The organism is Arthrobacter sp. zg-Y877 (assembly GCF_030373105.1).
Classification (GTDB): domain Bacteria; phylum Actinomycetota; class Actinomycetes; order Actinomycetales; family Micrococcaceae; genus Arthrobacter_B.
On sequence record NZ_JAUCPU010000003.1, the window covers coordinates 217,566 to 233,432 of the forward strand.

The 15,867-nt window shown below is 67.0% G+C and carries 8 protein-coding genes; 2 read left to right on the top strand and 6 right to left on the bottom strand.

Translation table 11 applies throughout. The annotated features are described in order from the left end of the window. The first annotated feature begins 21 nt into the window (after nt 1–21). The gene (locus QNO03_RS08510) at nt 22–1,335 is read left to right on the top strand and encodes a UDP-glucose dehydrogenase family protein (RefSeq protein WP_289602963.1); all 1,314 of its coding nucleotides are present in this window, start codon (nt 22–24) and stop codon (nt 1,333–1,335) included. 529 nt (nt 1,336–1,864) lie between these two features. Further along, a complete protein-coding gene (locus tag QNO03_RS08515) occupies nt 1,865–2,695 on the top strand; it encodes a hypothetical protein (protein WP_289602964.1) in 831 nt (276 codons plus the stop codon). A 156-nt stretch (nt 2,696–2,851) separates the two neighbouring features. On the opposite strand, the gene sufU is transcribed toward QNO03_RS08515, so the two are convergent. The 6 genes from sufU to QNO03_RS08545 all read right to left on the bottom strand — a co-directional run bounded on the left by sufU (nt 2,852) and on the right by QNO03_RS08545 (nt 15,848). Continuing rightward, on the bottom strand, nt 2,852–3,313 hold the full coding sequence (gene sufU, locus QNO03_RS08520; protein WP_289602965.1) for a Fe-S cluster assembly sulfur transfer protein SufU: 462 nt from the start codon (nt 3,311–3,313) through the stop codon (nt 2,852–2,854). Beyond that, nucleotides 3,314–4,630: a cysteine desulfurase gene (locus QNO03_RS08525; protein ID WP_283995894.1), complete on the bottom strand. Its 1,317-nt coding sequence runs from the start codon at nt 4,628–4,630 to the stop codon at nt 3,314–3,316. 119 nt (nt 4,631–4,749) lie between these two features. Further along, a complete protein-coding gene (locus QNO03_RS08530; RefSeq protein WP_289602966.1) occupies nt 4,750–7,503 on the bottom strand; it encodes a helix-turn-helix transcriptional regulator in 2,754 nt (917 codons plus the stop codon). Next, nucleotides 7,500–10,259: a helix-turn-helix transcriptional regulator gene (locus QNO03_RS08535; RefSeq protein WP_289602967.1), complete on the bottom strand. Its 2,760-nt coding sequence runs from the start codon at nt 10,257–10,259 to the stop codon at nt 7,500–7,502. Before QNO03_RS08535 ends, QNO03_RS08530 begins: the two co-directional genes overlap by 4 nt. 295 nt (nt 10,260–10,554) lie before the next feature. Beyond that, nucleotides 10,555–12,786: a LuxR C-terminal-related transcriptional regulator gene (locus tag QNO03_RS08540; protein ID WP_289602968.1), complete on the bottom strand. Its 2,232-nt coding sequence runs from the start codon at nt 12,784–12,786 to the stop codon at nt 10,555–10,557. A gap of 362 nt (nt 12,787–13,148) precedes the next feature. After that, the gene (locus QNO03_RS08545) at nt 13,149–15,848 is read right to left on the bottom strand and encodes a helix-turn-helix domain-containing protein (protein WP_289602969.1); all 2,700 of its coding nucleotides are present in this window, start codon (nt 15,846–15,848) and stop codon (nt 13,149–13,151) included. Nucleotides 15,849–15,867: the final 19 nt, after the last annotated feature.

Sequence of the window (15,867 nt, forward strand, 5' to 3'; positions counted from 1 at the left end):
GTGATGAAACATAGGGGAACAGTGCGTATTTCCGTTATTGGCTGCGGCTATCTGGGGGCCGTCCACGCGGTTTCCATGGCGAAACTGGGGCACGACGTAGTGGGTATCGACGTCGACGCAGCAAGGATCGGCGACCTGGCCGCTGGACGCGCTCCCTTTTTCGAGCCCCGGCTGCCTGAGCTTCTTGCGGAAGCGCTCGGGAGCGGCCGGCTGGCGTTCAGCACGGATCCGGCCGATGCGGCCGGCGCTGAGGTTCATTTCCTCTGCGTTGGGACGCCGCAGCGAAAGGGCGAATACGCGGCAGACATGCGCTACGTGGATGCAGCCGTCGCCGGGCTGGCACCGCATCTGGCACCCGGAGACGTCATAGCGGGCAAGTCCACGGTTCCGGTGGGTACCGCCGCCCGGCTGGCCGAGTATCTGGCGCATGAAGCACCCGGAGCCGTCCTGGCCTGGAACCCGGAATTCCTGCGCGAGGGCCACGCCATACAGGACACCCTCTCCCCTGACCGCTTGGTCTACGGACTGCCCGAAGGCCCGTCAGGCGCTGCCGCCGCCGCGGTCCTCGACCAGGCATATGCGGCGCCGCTGGCCGCAGGCACACCCCGGTTGACCATGGACTACGCGACGGCCGAGCTGGTCAAGACCGCCGCAAACTCCTTCCTCGCCACCAAGATCAGTTTCATCAATGCCATGGCGGAGGTGTGTGACGCGTCCGGAGCCGACGTCACGGCCCTCGCCGATGCCATTGGCATGGACGAACGCATCGGGCGGAGTTTCCTGAATGCGGGCGTCGGGTTCGGCGGAGGCTGCCTGCCCAAGGACATCCGCGCCTTTATGGCCCGTGCCGGCGAACTCGGCGCCGATCAGGCCCTCACCTTCCTCCGGGAGGTGGACGCCATCAATATGCGGCGCCGGTCCAAGGTCGTGGAGATGACGCGGGAGGTCTGCGGTGGATCCCTGTTGGGTAAACGCGTGACTATCCTGGGTGCGGCCTTTAAGCCGGAGAGCGACGACGTCCGCGACTCCCCCGCCCTCAGTGCCGCAGCGCAGCTCCAGCTCCAGGGTGCCACCGTCACAGTGACCGATCCCCAGGCACTGCAGAACGCCAAGGGCCGCTTCCCCGAGTTGAGCTACGAACCGGCCACCGAAAACGCCCTGCTCGGTGCCCACGCGGTGGTGCTCCTCACCGAGTGGAAGGAATACCGGTCTCTTGACCCGGTATCCACCGGGCCACTGGTCGCCGACAAGAACATCATCGACGGCCGCAATGTCCTGGACCCGGCCGCGTGGCGGGCTGCAGGCTGGAACTACAAGGGCATGGGCCGGCCCTGAGGACCACCCGGCCGGGAGACAACGAAAGCTAAATGCCCCTCCCGGCCTGCCCTTCACGGGCGACGCTGCGCATTCCCCGCCAAGCCCGGAGAAACACGTGCAAACGAATTACGTGGTGTAAACGCATTTAAAACACAGCGTTTCTCGATACCCGAGTAATGCCTACTTGGTCGCCTAAATACGCATTCAGATATTGCAGCCCGACTGCTAGGTTCCCCCTGCCGGTCGGCCTCTGCCGACATTGTTCGGCCTTCCGATATCTAATGACTTTTGGGGACCCAATATGAAGAAAACCACTTCCGCCTTTATGCTTGCGGGCGTTTTGATGCTCGCCGGGACCGGTACTGCACAGGCCGGGGAAACGGATCCGGCCGCTGATGCGGTACCTCCCGCCGATACCCAGGCACCTGACGTACCCACAGAGCCAGCCGACCCAGCGCCCTCTCCCGGCCTGGAGCTACCCGCGGCTCCTGCTGCTCCCGCAGAAACAGCAGGAGAGCCCGACAATGGTGAACCAGATGTTGGGGATATGGGTAAATCCGGCAGTGGCGGGGAAAGGGAGGATAAAGGCGACGGGAAACCCGATAAAGACAAGCCAGGCTACGGCCACGGGAAACCGGATAAGGGCGACGGGAAACCCGACAGGGGCGACGGGAAACCCGATAAAGACAAGCCCGGCTACGGCCACGGGAAACCCGACAGGGGCGACGGGAAACCCGACAAAGACAAGCCCGGCCACGGCCACGGGAAACCCGACAAAGACAAGCCCGGCCACGGCCACGGGAAACCGGATAAAGACAAGCCCGGCTACGGCCACGGGAAACCCGACAGGGGCGACGGGAAACCGGATAAAGACAAGCCCGGCTACGGCCACGGGAAACCCGACAAAGACAAGCCCGGCCACGGCCACGGGAAACCCGACAAGGACAAGCCCGGCCACGGCCACGGGAAACCCGACAAGGACAAGCCCGGCCACGGCCATGACGATGACTGCGAGGAAACGGAGACACCGGAGCCTACCGATCCACCGGAGGAGCCGACGGACCCGCCCGTCACCGTTATCGATCCGCCCGCGGACCCCACGGACCCGTCGACTGAGATAGCGCTCCCACCGGCCGACCCAACCGATCCGCAGGTTCTGCTCATCGACCCGCCCAACGATCCGGTCGTTCCACCGGCAGCCGGCATCAACGTGCTTTCCAGCGGTGGAGCAGTCCGGAGCAACCCGGCCACGTTGGCCACGTTGGCCACGACGGGAGCCGATGGGTCCCTGGCCCTGTGGGGAGCAGCTGGCATCGGCACGCTGTTGGCAGGCGGTGCAGCCGTGATGATCAGCCGACGGCGGACGGACAGCGTGTAGCTGCGGGTTGAAGCGGCTACGACACCGCAGCCGCAGTAGCAATCACGGTCACAGACCCACGGCCCCGGTTCACACCGGGCCGTGGGTCCTTCCTTTGTGGGTCCTGCGCGGGTCCGGTGGGAGCTGCTTTCGGAGCCCTCAGCCGTTTCGGAGCCCTTAGCCGACCGGCGGGTTCGCTGCCAGCAGCGCTTCCTCCAGCGCCACCCAGGCCAGCATGGCGCACTTCACCCGCGCCGGATACCGTGCCACGCCCGCAAACGCCGCGGCGTCCCCGAGCACTTCCTCATCCGGTTCGATGCTGCCGCGGGAGCGCATCAGCGTCCGGAACTCGTCCACAAGTGAGAGAACCGTGTCCCGGTCCGTGCCGGTCGCAAGCTCGGTCAGCACCGACGCCGAGGCCATGGAAATGGAGCAGCCCTGCCCCTCCCAGCTGACACCCTCCACAGTGGAACCGTCCACGACGGCGCGCAGCGTGATTTCATCTCCGCACGTGGGGTTCAGCTGATGGGATTCCCCTGAAGCAACCCCGGCCGGAGCATCGAGCAGCCCGTCGCCGCGGCGCCGCTTCGCATGCTCCAAAATGATCTGCTGGTAGAGCTGCTGCAGGTCCGAGCTCATTTACTTCACTCCAAAGAAGGGACGGACTCCGGCAACGGCGGCCAGGAATGCGTCGACGTCGCCGGTGGTGTTGTAGAGGTATGTGCTGGCACGGGTAGTGGAAACCAGCCCCAGCCGGCGGTGCAGCGGCTGTGCGCAGTGGTGGCCTACCCGCACTGCAATCCCCTGGTCATCAAGGAACTGGCCCACGTCGTGGGAGTGGACGCCGTCGACGTCGAACGCCGCGAGGCCGATCCGCTCCACGCCGGCTTTCGGGCCCAGGACACGGATTCCGTCGATCCGCTCCAAGCCTTCCACCAGGCGCTGGCCCAGCGCAGCCTCCCAGGCGTGGATGCGGTCCATCCCTGTTTCGGTGAGGTAATTAGCCGCCGTGCCCAGGGCCATTGCCTGGGAGATGCGCTGCGTTCCTGCCTCGAACCTCTGCGGGGCGGGAAGATACTCCGCTTTGTCCATGGTGACCGTGGTGATCATGGAGCCGCCCGTGAGGAAAACAGGCATTGCGTCGAGCAGTTCGGACTTGCCGTAAAGGGCGCCGATTCCGGTGGGACCGAGCATCTTGTGGCCGGAGAAGACCAGGAAGTCGACGTCGAGGGCCTTCACATCCACCGGCATGTGCGGCACCGACTGGCACGCGTCCAGCACCACCAGGGCGCCGTGGCGGTGGGCCATGGCCACGAGGGTGTCCACCGGGTTGATGGTCCCGAGCACGTTGGAGGCGTGGGAAAAGGCCAGGATCCTGGTGCGCGGACCGATGATGCGTTCGGCTTCTTCCAGCCGCAGCGCGCCGTCGTCGTCCACCGGTACATAGCGCAGCGTGGCCCCGGTGCGGGCCGCCAGTTCCTGCCAGGGGATCAGGTTGGCGTGGTGTTCCATTTCCGTGACGACTATTTCGTCGCCGGGTTTCAGGACAAAGCGCGCCGCCGCCTCTCCCCCACGACCCAGGGAGGCGTTGGAGAAGGAATAGGCCAGCAGGTTGAGCCCCTCGGTGGCGTTGGAAGTCCACACCAGCTCATTGGGGCGGGCGTTGATGAACGCGGCCACCGTTTCGCGGGCCTGCTCGTAGACATCGGTGGCCGCAACGGCCAGTGTGTGGGCGCCGCGGTGGACGGCCGAATTCCGCTGCTCGTAGAACTCCTGTTCAGCCTCGATGACGCTCAGCGGGTTCTGCGAGGTGGCGCCGGAGTCGAGGTAGACAAGCCGGTGCCCGTTGACTTCCTGGTCGAGGATCGGAAAGTCGTTCCGGATCCGCTCCACCTCGGCATTGTCCATGGAACCGCCGGCACGGTGAAGGCTCGCGGGAGTGGAAACAACCGACACAAAAACTCCTCAATTAGGGACTGCCCGAGGCATTTCGCAAGACAAGTCTGCCCTAATCATTCCATGCAGGGAACACCGGCCGCATGTGAGTGCAGCCTTAGTGGGCGCCCGTGCCGGCGCTACAACAGGGAGCCGCTGCGCGGGCCCGGCTCCAGCGCACGGTACGCCGATTCCAGATCCGCCCGGCGGCTGATGCCCAGCTTTACGTAGATCCGGTACACGTGCCCCTCCACGGTCCGCTGCGACAGGGTGAAGTGCGCAGCGATGTCCTTGGTGGTCGCCCCGGAGAGCAGCAGGTCCACGATTTCGTGCTCCCGCCGGGTCAGGCGGACCAGATGCAGGGACGGGCTCAGATACGACACCGTTACTCCGGCCAGTTCCTCCCGCCGCCGGCGCAGCTGCTGGATGAGCGCGCGTTGCCGGCGCAGGTTGCCGTGGTTCCCGTAGAACCGGATGGCGTGTCCAATGCTCTCCACGGCGACCAGGTACTTCTGGGCGCGGATGGCGTCCTCCGCTGCCGCCACCATGCGGTCCGGATTGCCGGAAGCAACTGCTGCGGCGTAGGCATGCAGTGCCTGAGCTTCCCCTCCTTCGAAGTCCGCCGTCAACTCGGCCAGCCGGGTGACCTGCCCCAGATCGCCCACCGCGAGGCACAGTTCCAGGATGTCCTTTTCAGTGCTGCGGAGTCCCGCCTCCCGCGCCTCGGCGGCAAGGCCGGCAAGCGCGCCGGTGGTGGGCCCCTCGGTGGCCTGCGAGGCTTCAGCCGCCGCCGCGTACGCCTGAGCCGTGAGCCACAAATGCGGGGGACCCGTATACCCGGCGGAATGCACCTGGGTCCCGAACCCCGCGGCGGGGGTGCCGTCCCCGACCACCGTTGACGCGTAGCCGGCCAGTCCAAGCGCATAGGGAAGCAGCGACTCAGGATCCCTCCCCCGCAGTGCTTCCACTGCCGGCCGGAGCCGCCGCAGCCCTTCATGCAGCCTGCCCCGGTGGATTTCCAGTGCCGCCTCGAAAACGCCGAGCGTTCCACCCAGCAGGGTCAGCAGGTGGCGGGGTCCGTTATGCATCCGGGTGATGAGTTGTTCCAGCTGGGCGAACCGGCCGCCGTGCAGCAGGGCCAGGGCGTGGCGTACGAACACGAATCCCGAGTAGCTCCTCAGCTGCCCGGCGCTGGCGTCGAGCAGATTGGTGGCGGCCTGCGCCTGCTGCAGCGCCTGCCCCACCTCGCCGCACGCCGCCAGGACTTCCGCATAGAGCCCGTGGATGAGCAGTGCCCGCTCGGCGTCGCCTATTGTCTGCGGCTCACCCTCTTCCGCGGCGAGCGCAGCCAGCCGGCTGCAGGCTTCGGTATACGCGCCGTCGAGGATCAGCGCGGCGGAGGTAAGCACCCCCGCACCGGCGGACACCCCGGGAGGGGTTTGGGCGGACGCCGCGTCCTTCGGGACCAGCCCTGTCGCCACTTCGATCCATCTGTGTGCCAGGGCGTTCACATCCGTGCTCTGCGCGTTGGTCTGGCGGAGCATCATCGCGGTGGTGAAAGCCCCCCGCTGAAGGCTGCGCTCATCCCAGGGGCCGGCGTCGTCAGCCACGGCAGCCAGGGCTTCCAGGTGCGTGCGGGCCAGGCCGTAGCTGCCCTGCCATACATAGGCAGCGGCAACCTCCACTTCCGCCGCCCTGCGGAGGGGAAGGGAATCCACTGCGGACGCGAAACGCTGGCCCCTTGCAGCGTCCCCCATCCCGTTTGCCGCCCGGGCAGCCGCGAGCAGGTCCTCCGGGGCAAGCCGTTCGCCGCAGTCCATTGCCCACTCGGCGTGGCGGAGCAGGGCGTCCAGGGCTGCCGGTCCGCCGGGATCCTGCAGCGATCCGGGGTGGTAGCGTTCCATGATCCGGGCACGGATTTCGGCGCTGCGGGCCGCCGGGACCAGGCTGCGAATAATGTCTTCATGCAGCGGCTGCACGAGGTGCGCCGATTCGTCCCGGTCCGGCAGGATCTCCAGGATGCCGTCGATCACCAGCGAGCGCACGGCTTCTTCGTCGGAGACGGAAGACACGATGGAACGCGGCAGGCGCTCGGCGAGGGCAACGGTCTCGAGGACGTGGCGTTCCGCCGGGCTGCGGGAAGCAAGCATGCCCTTGACCAGATCCACCAGCGAGGTGTCGAGGCTGTCAGGCTCCTCCGTCAGGTACCAGGCCCCGTTCACCTCCATCAACCGCTGCTGCCGCCGGGCGCGCGCCATCAGTTCCTTGACGTAGAGCGGATTGCCGCCGGACATCCGGCTCAGCAGGGTACTGGATGCCTGCAGCACCGGCCCGCCGAGGACGCTCACACAGAACTCATGAACTGCCTGGCGGGGCAACGGACCCAGGTCTATCCGCGCCAGCAGACCATCCCGTGCCAGCGAGAGCAGCTCGTGGATCCTTGGTGCCCGTGCCCGGGAAATAACCATCAGCCGCAGTTCCCCCGACATGGCCAGCTGGCTGAGCAGGTGGGCGCTGGCCTCGTCAATGTGCTGGGCATTGTCCACCACCAGCAGGGTCTGCATCCCACTGGTTTCCGCAAGCCGCTGGAAATGCGCCCGCACCGCTCTCAGCACCGCAAGCGGAGACTCCATTTCAGCGGCTGTGGCGGCACCCAGATAAGTGGAGAGGATGCCGTACTGCATCCGTGACAATACGGGGCTTCCGCACACGTAGTAGGGAGCCATGATGGAGCCCAGCCGTTCCGCTGCCAATTCTGCAAGCGACGACTTGCCAATCCCCTCGGCCCCGAGAAGCACGACGCCGCGCAGCCCCGGTTCCAGCAGGCGGTTAGTGATTTCGGCAAGTTCGCGGTCCCGGCCGAACAGCTGGCGGCCCTGCCCCCAATACGTCATTTCTTCGCCCCTGACTGCTCAGCAATAGTGCGTGCGAGCTCCCGCCGGCTGCCGACATGGAGTTTGGAGTAGACCTGATAGAGATGCCCTTCGACGGTTCGCACCGATATGCCCAGGTCCTCGGCGATCTGCTTATTGCTCGTGCCGGCCACTGCCTTCCGTGCAATGGAGCGCTCCCGGGCAGTCAGCGCGCCAAGGAACTCGTCGGCGGCTTCGGGCGGTGCATCGGTGGCTGCCACCCGGCGGCTGCGGTGGATAAAACGTACGGTCGCCCGGTCTCCTGCCCCGGAGGCGATCCCCAGGGCATGCTCGGAGATTTCCCGGGCCAACAGTACGTGTCCAATCCCGGCGGCAACCTCCGATGCCCGCAGCAAGACCTGGGCGTCCCCGTTGCCCAGGCCTTTGGCGTACAGCTCGCACAGCGCGGCGAAGTCCCCCTGCTGGTTCGCCGCCACGGAGAGGACATCATCCAGGCTTTCCTCATCCCCCAGCCGCATGGCGGTAAACCGGGCCAGGAGTTCGTACGCGTAGGCCCCCCGCCGATGGTCCTGCGCGGCGAGGGATGAGAAGCGTCCGCTGCCGGTCTCCGATCCCAGCGCTGCTTCGCTGAGGGCCGCGAAATGCCGGGCACCGCGCCGGACCGCCCAGGGGCCGCCGTCGGCCGCCGAACGCTGTACCTGCAGGTAGCGGCGGGCTTCCTCGCTCCGCCCCTCGGCCGCGTGGCAGTACGCCGCCGCCGCCGCGGCCAGCGGAAGGAATGCGGCAGGTCCGCTGGCCATCAACTGGCTGACGGCGGGAGTCAGGGCGGCGAGCGCGGCTTCGGGCCTGCCGGCGAAGGCATGCAGCAACCCCTCGGCCAACTCGGTGTACGTTCCCTCCATGCCGTCCGCAGCCGACCGTGCCAGCAGCCGTTCGCAGGCCGGAAGCGCTCCCGCCAGCGCGTACGTATGCAGCAGCCTGCTGACTACCCGGATACGTGTTCCGGTGCTGAGCCCGGCGCCCTGAAGCTGGCGTTCCACCCGTGCAGCCTGTTCAACGGCGTCGTCCTGGCGGTTGGTCATGCTCCAGGCCTCGCATAGCCAGGCGGCCCGCAGGATCCGGAAGTCCGCATCGGCGATCTCGAGATCGGCAAGGTAGGAGGCATTCGCCTGGAACCGGCCGTGGGCGGAGTGGCATTCGGCGCGGGCCAGGACCAGTTCCCGCACCAGATCAGCGGTATCCGCCCCGTCCGCTGTGGCGAGCGCACCGATTTCCCGTTCCGCCTGTTCGAAAAGGTCCGTGTGCCGCATCCTGGCCGGTTCCGTGGGAGCCTCCGTGGAGCGGGGGTCGCGCAGCCCTGTTGCCTGGATGCACAGCACCCGTCCTTCGGCGAGCTGCAGCCGGATCCGGTCCTCGGCCGAGGGAACCGAGTCGCTGCCGCGGAAGCGGGCAAGCACTCCCAGGGCTGCGCCGTATTCCCCCTGTGCCGTGCGCGCCCGCGCCAGCTCGACGGCGGCCCCGGCAGTCCCCTCCCCGTCGAAGGCTGCTGACAGCAACCCGACGGCGGTCTCCGGCTGTCCCGAGTCGGTGGCCTGGCGCGCCGCCCGCAGCACCAGCTCCGGGGCAGGCAGTTCGCCGATTCCGTTCAGCCAGCGGGCCAGGACGAGTGGATCCAGGACCAGCCCCTCGTTCAATGCCGGCGCGAGTTCTTCGAAAAGCTGGCGCTGCCGTGCACGGCTCAGTCCAGCACGGACAGACCGTGCCGTTACCGGGCTCGTAATCAGCACATCCGGAACCGGACGTGCATCGAGGGTGACTATTCCCTGTTCCTGCAATGCATCCAGGTCCGGGCTGTCCAGCCTCGAAAGGACAACAGGAAGCGGAAGCGACTCCGCCATGGACAGCAGCTGCAGCAAACGTGTCTGTGCGGGCGTCAGGCCGGCAAGACTGCCCATGACTGCTGAGGCCACCCGTCCGCCGTGCAGCTCCTGGCCTGGTGCAAGGATCCAGCAGCCGTTATGCTGCCGGAGCCGTCCTGCGTCCTGGAAGTCCGTCCGTGCCAGGGAGAGCAGGTGCGGGTTGCCACCGGCGTAGCCATGGACAGCGGCCGCAGCTGCCCGCGAGACCGTACCTCCCAGCAGCGAACCGAGATACGCGGCGGTTTCCGACACGCTCAAAGGTTCAAGATCCACCCGGGCGAGAATGCCGTCACGCCACAGCCCGGCGAATTCCGCCGGAGCTGAACTGAAGTCGCGGAACGCCACGAGCATCCCCGCACTGCGGTTGAGTACCATCTGGGTGAGCACCATGGCGGAGAACTCGTCAAGCTCCTCGGCGTTGTCCACGGCCAGGAGGACGGGCCGCCCGCCGGAACGTTCCGCAACCAGCCTGGTCAGTCCGCGCAGGATCATCACCGGATGGGTGGAAAGCTCCGGGTCCAGGTCCGAGAGCAGGAACGTCAGCGCACCGAAGGGCGTACGCCCCGCGAACTCCGAGCCACGCACCTGCACAATGTAGGTATCTTCCTGCAGGTTTCGAAGTACGTGCTGCATCACGGCGGTCTTGCCGATGCCCGCCTCCCCCACCAGGAGGCAGCCGGACCCCCGGGCGGCCCCCGACAGGTGCCGCAGGATTTCCTCCAGCAGCTCTGTCCTGCCCACGACGGCGGACTGTGCCCCCTGCCGGGCCGCGGCGTTCACTGCAGCATTCACTGCAGCGGCCGGCAGGTCGGCAGTGGATAGATGGTTGAAGGACGGCTGATCATCATGAGGCTGCACTTTGAGACCCGGTTTCTGTCGGTTCAGGTTTTTCGGTTCACGTACAAGCGGTTCTGGAACAGGTTCCTGGGATGGATCCGCAGCACGGCACCACCGCCATGCGGGTGCCGCTGCGGACCCGCCGCTGCTGCTGGGCACCAGAGTAGGAAGGGCCCCCGGGTGCTACACGAGTAGCGCTCCCTAGTCGCAATACGCGGTTACTTGGAAATGGAGGGTTCACCCAGTGCCCCTCTACGTAATTCATGGGTCCAAACCACTTGCAACCCTGTGCCCGCACGCAATCGGCGGCAGCAATTCAGAGCTGCGTGCGCTCCGGCTCGAGACACTCGCGCAGTTCCGCACGGCCCGTCACCCGCAGCTTCTGGAAGATGCGGCCCAGGTGCCAGTCGATGGTCCGGGGTGACAGGTGCAGGCTGGCAGCCAGCTGAGAACTGCTTTTACCGCTGGCCGCCTCCAGGGCCAGTCCCCGTTCAAAGTCCGACAGTTCCGGCAGCCTGTCGGCCACCGAATGTGCTGCACTGAGCATCCGGTAACTGACGTTCTCGATCCGTCGCGCGGCGCGGAGCAGGGAACGCGCTGACTGCTCGCGGGCCAGCCGGGAGGCTCCCCGGGCGGCCTCATACGCCATCCGGTATTGCCCCAGACCATGCGCTCTCTCCGCGGCGTGGAGCATGCTGGCGGGACGGGAGGCGGCAAGTCCCTCAGCCAGTTCCGCGTACAAATCCGCTGCATCCCCGCTGCAGGCGGCCGCCGCTTTCCCAAGTTCGACGGCGGCATCCGCACAGCCCTGGAGCGCCGCCGTTGCCAGTGCGAGCATGGCGCCGGAAAGGTCTTCCCCGGCTCCGCCGGAACCCACGTCCACCGGCCTCTCTGTTTCGCCGTGGAAAGCTGCGCCGCGTGCAGCGCACAGCCAGGCAAAGCGCCGGGCAAGTCCTCCCCCCGGCTGGGAGACCCCTGCATCGGCCAGTCCGGATGCCTGGTCCGCCGCCGCAAGATAACCCCGGGCAGCATCGCCGTCGTTAAGCAGGAGGCATGCATAGGCTGCCGCCGTTTCCGCGAGGGGAAGCAGGTCTGCGGGGCCTTCCTCCTCGAGCTGGGCGAGTGCCCGCTGCAGGTAGTCCAGCGCACGGTCCGCCCGCCCACCGAGGACCTGCACAATGCCCTCGCACAGATCGTTGCCGCCATGGAGTTCAACGGCGGCCTCATCCGTCTGTGCCAGAAGGGCGGCGGCCTGCCGCAAGTCGCCACAGCGCACGTACACGCAAAACAGTTCCGACAACAGCTCCCGGCTCCAGCTTCCGGCCGCGGCGGATTTTTCCATCAATTCCCGGCAGACCTGTGCGGCTGCTGCGGCTTCTGCCCATCGCCCGCGCAGGGACAGATCCCTGGCGTTCAGTGCGGCTGTCCGTGCCGCTGCAGCAGTCTGCGGTTCGTTTCCGGCTCCGGAGGCATACAGCTCCCGCACTGTCTCCAGCCGGGACCGGATTTCCGCGGCACGGGTCGGCGCGACCAGTGCCGCCGCGGCCTCGGCAAGCAGCGGATCCTTAAGCTGAACCGTCCGGACCGGACCGGAGGCAATCAGGAGATCCTGTTCCAGGCGTTCCACAGCCGGCGGGTCGGCGAGCTCCAGAAGCTGGAGCAACGGAAGGGAGCCGCTGACGGCCAGTACGTCCGCAGCGTACCGTTCCTCCGCGGACAGTCCACCGGTCTCTGCCTCCACCCGTTCCGCCAGTACCCCGGAATATGACACCGCTCCCGTCCATACCCAGATCCCCCGCCTGCGCAGAACCGTCCCGGCGTCCATTTGTTCGCGGAGGAACAATGCCGAGAGCAGCGGATTACCCCGGCTTCTCGCCTGCACCTGCGCCACTAGCCGGCTCGAAACCGCTCCTCCTGCCAACCCCTCCAGCAAGGCGCGGGTTCCACTGGGACGCAGCGCCTCGAGACTCTCCTTATGCACCCCGTCTTCGGCCCACCACCGGACGAATTCCCCGGTGCAGGCGGACAGGTCCCGGACGGTGCACAGGATGAGCGCCGAACCCGCCCTGCACAGTTGAAGGAGGACGGCAGTGGTTGCCCCATCCAGATCCTCTATGTTCTCCACGGCCAGAACCAGCGTGCGACCGGTCGCCCTTTCCCGGAACACGCTCCGGACGTATTGGAGGACATAGACCGGATCCGAGAGGGACTCGGGCGGAAGCTCGCTCAACAGCCAGAGCAGTCCGTCGAACGGCCTGCCGGACCACGATGCTGCTCCGCGAAGCTGCAGCACCGAATAACCACTGCCCAGGCCGGCCAGGACGCCGGCCATAACAGTGGATTTACCTGTTCCCGGTGCCCCCGTGACCACAACACTCTTGCCTTCCGAGAGTGCTTCAATTGCACCGGCCGCGGCATACTTCATCTGGGCCAGCACAGGGACGCCCGGACGGAAACCGGCTTCGTTACCGGGGTTGCGGCTGTCTTCGGGGCGGCTGTCTTCACGGCGGCTGTCTTCACGGTGCAGGGGGCGTCCGGCAACTTCCATCGAACGGCTCCTCCGCCGGCGTCACCCGCCGCTGTTGCGTCACGGTCTTGTAGTGGGTCAGCGTTGTGGGTCAGCCGGCGCCAAATCGGCCAGCGTCCATTGGGCAGCGCCATGGAAGGTTCCGGGAAGGAGCCGGCGGCGGCTGGGGGGACGCCCCGGTCTCAGAGGGCATCGACGCCGCCGGCTCCGTATATGGGACCCGAGGTACCGGTGCAGTGGGCGGCCCGTTGAGCTCTGGATAATGCCAGATGTGCCCTGGATATGCCCGCTGCGGTCCGGTTGGACCTTGAGTTGCGCTTCTAACGCTACGAACCCTCCAACAGCGGCACCCGAGTAAAAGCTACTGGTGTTTGTGCAGCAAATTACTCGGCCGGCGACGGTCGGCTCCAGCCGCCGGAGGGGTGGTCCAGCAGGGGGAACCGGGCTTTCAGTTCATCCCGGCGGCTGATCCCGAGCTTTTCGTAGATCCGGTAGATGTGGCCTTCCACGGTCCGGACGGAGAGTTTCAATGCCTTGGCAATGTCGGCGTTGCGCTGTCCGGCCGCTACCAGCGCCGCGACGTCGCGTTCCCGCCGGGTCAGCTGGGGAAGCGCACCGCGGCTGCCGCCGCCGTTCCGCCCCAGCAGCCGTTGTATCCGGTTCAGCAGTACACGGTCATCATTCCTGCGGGCAAGGCGCTGGGCTTCAAGCAGGCACTGGCGTGCCAGCTGCGGGTCCAGTTCCGGGTCCGGGTCCGAGGCCAGCGCCACCAGCGCCGCACTGTCCTGGTCGACGACGGCGCGCGCCACCCGGTTCAACGCGGGCGCCTGCGGACCTTCGAATCCTTCTGTTACCTTCAACAGCCGCCCGGCATCGGAGAAATCACCCATGCGCATCGCGAAATGGCGCAGGGTGAATTCCGTGGCGGTGAATGACCGCTCCTGCGCGGCGGCGGCCGCGTTCCGCAGTTCGTGCAGGGCAGCATCGTCTGAATTCCGGGCGAGCCTTCCACCGGCCAGGATGCCTTCGGCCAGCAGTTGATAATGCTCGGCTCCCCGCGGGGCTGTCCGCTCTGCGGTTTCAAGCAGCCGCGAAGCGAGGTCCCGGTGGCCCAGACTGCCTGCGGCAAAGGAGCCAAGTGCCAGGGACAGCGGGAGGATCCCTTCAGGATCATTGATCGCCGCTGCTTCGGCCGCTGCACAAAAGTCCTTTACGGCATCTTCCAGGGACCCGGCGCGGAGGTGGCCCATCCCCACGGCGAAGTCTGCGAAGCCGCCGGAATGCAACAGAGTGCGTTGGTCGGGCGAATCCGCAGAGGCGACGCACTGCTGCAGCTGCTCCCATTCCCCCAGCCACGTGAGGACCGTGAGGTGCCGGTGCAGGACAAACGGACCAAAGAGCCGGGACCCGGCAGTACCTTCCCGCAGCAGTTCCATGGCGGCCGTACTGTGTCCGAGCGCTGATTGGGGCCGTCCGGTTGCCACCAGGACTTCGGCCATCATGGCCTCGGCCATGACGACCGCCTCTGTGTGGCCGCCCGCACGGGCACTGCGGAGGAGCTCCGCGAGTTCCAGTTCGGTGTGGGCATACTCGCCTTTCCTGATCCGGCCGAGCAGATCGAGCATCTGCGCGCCGCCCCGGGCACGTTCCTCGGAGTCTGCGGATTCGCGTCCGGAAAGGCGGTCAATTTCCTGGTTCCACCGCTGTGCCAGGGGAACCGCCCACCCGGATTCCGCCGCCGACTGCAACGCCAGCTGGATATGAACCATCATTGCCTGTTTCACGGTGCGCAGGTCCGGCGCCTGCTCAAGCACCCCCTCCAGGGCCTCCGCTGCGGCGGCGGTCTCACCCAGCAGCAGCAGCGCGCGGGACTCCTGTACCCGTGCGCAGATCCGCAGTTCGCCGCTCCCCACTGCGCCAGCGGCCCGGAGGGCCAGCCGCGGATCCGAGCGGTTGTTTGCGCTTTCGGCCGCGCGCAGCAGCTCTCGCCCGGGGACCGGCGCCCCCAGTGCCAGCGACCAGGAAACCCGGCGGAGCACCCCCTCCTCCCCCAGGCCCATCCCGGCCGGAACGCGTTCCAGTTCTTTCAGGAGACGCGCGCTCCGCGCTGCCGGGACCATCCACCGGACCACTTCCCCATAGATGGGATGCAGGGGCCGCAGCGTTTGTCCGCCATCGTGGTCTCCTGAAACCACCACAAGGAGGGCGTCCGCGAGACGGTCCACCGAGGCGTGCAGGCCGAGCCGGAAAGCCGTCCGCAGGGGCAGCGGTTCGGCGAGGCAGATTGTCTCCATCGCTGTGCGGTCTGCAGGGCCGAGGCTCCTTACCTGCGCCTTGACGAGGTCTCCGACCCTCCCACCCACCGGAGGCTCGCTCTCGGTCGTTACCCAGACTCCGTGCCGCTGAACCAGGAAGCCACTTCGGACCGACTCGTCAATCAGCGCGAGCAGGTACATCGCGTTCCCCCCGGTCAGGCGGGTCAACTCGACAGCGGCTGTGGTGCTGACCTGCCCCTGAAGCTCCTGCTCACACAGCTGCAGGACTTCCGGTTCGGCCAGGGCCCGCAGCCGGTGGCGGGTCAGCTGCCCGTCCCACATGTGCGGAAGGATGCCGGAGATGTCCGCGAACGCCTGGGTGAGGACAAGAAGCCTGATGTACCGGGCATCAAGGAGCTGGGCGAGGAGATCGAGGCTGTACCCGTCGATGTCGTGCGCGTCGTCGACGACGACCAGGGGTTCCCGGCCCGGCTGGAAAGCGGGCGCTCCCCCTGGCGGCGACGTCGGAAAGAACCGCGCCATGAGCGCCCGCATCACTGCCAGCGAAGACCCGGTCTGCCCCGGAGCGAGGTCTGGCAGGAGCGCTGCGAGCGCACCGTACGGCACGGACTTCAGTGCCGGGCTTGAGTAGACCCAGTACACGGGGCCTTGCAGTTCCTGCACGGCAGCCGTAGCCACCGCAGTCTTGCCCATCCCGGCTTCCGCAGCGATGACGGCCCCGTGCCCGGGTGGCCGGCGGAGGCTCTCGAGCACGGCGGCAAGCATGGTGTCCCTGCCTGCCAGCGACCTCGGGTTCAACCCGTACATCCCGTCCCCTGCCCGTCTG

What these genes read in the sequence shown, in the direction of transcription:
- sufU (WP_289602965.1), bottom strand. Translation starts at nt 3,313, where the DNA reads ATGAGCTCGGACCTGCAGCAGCTCTACCAGCAGATCATTTTGGAGCAT.
- QNO03_RS08530 (WP_289602966.1), bottom strand. Translation starts at nt 7,503, where the DNA reads ATGACGTATTGGGGGCAGGGCCGCCAGCTGTTCGGCCGGGACCGCGAA.
- QNO03_RS08545 (WP_289602969.1), bottom strand. Translation starts at nt 15,848, where the DNA reads ATGTACGGGTTGAACCCGAGGTCGCTGGCAGGCAGGGACACCATGCTT.
- QNO03_RS08540 (WP_289602968.1), bottom strand. Translation starts at nt 12,786, where the DNA reads ATGGAAGTTGCCGGACGCCCCCTGCACCGTGAAGACAGCCGCCGTGAA.
- QNO03_RS08515 (WP_289602964.1), top strand. Translation starts at nt 1,865, where the DNA reads ATGGGTAAATCCGGCAGTGGCGGGGAAAGGGAGGATAAAGGCGACGGG.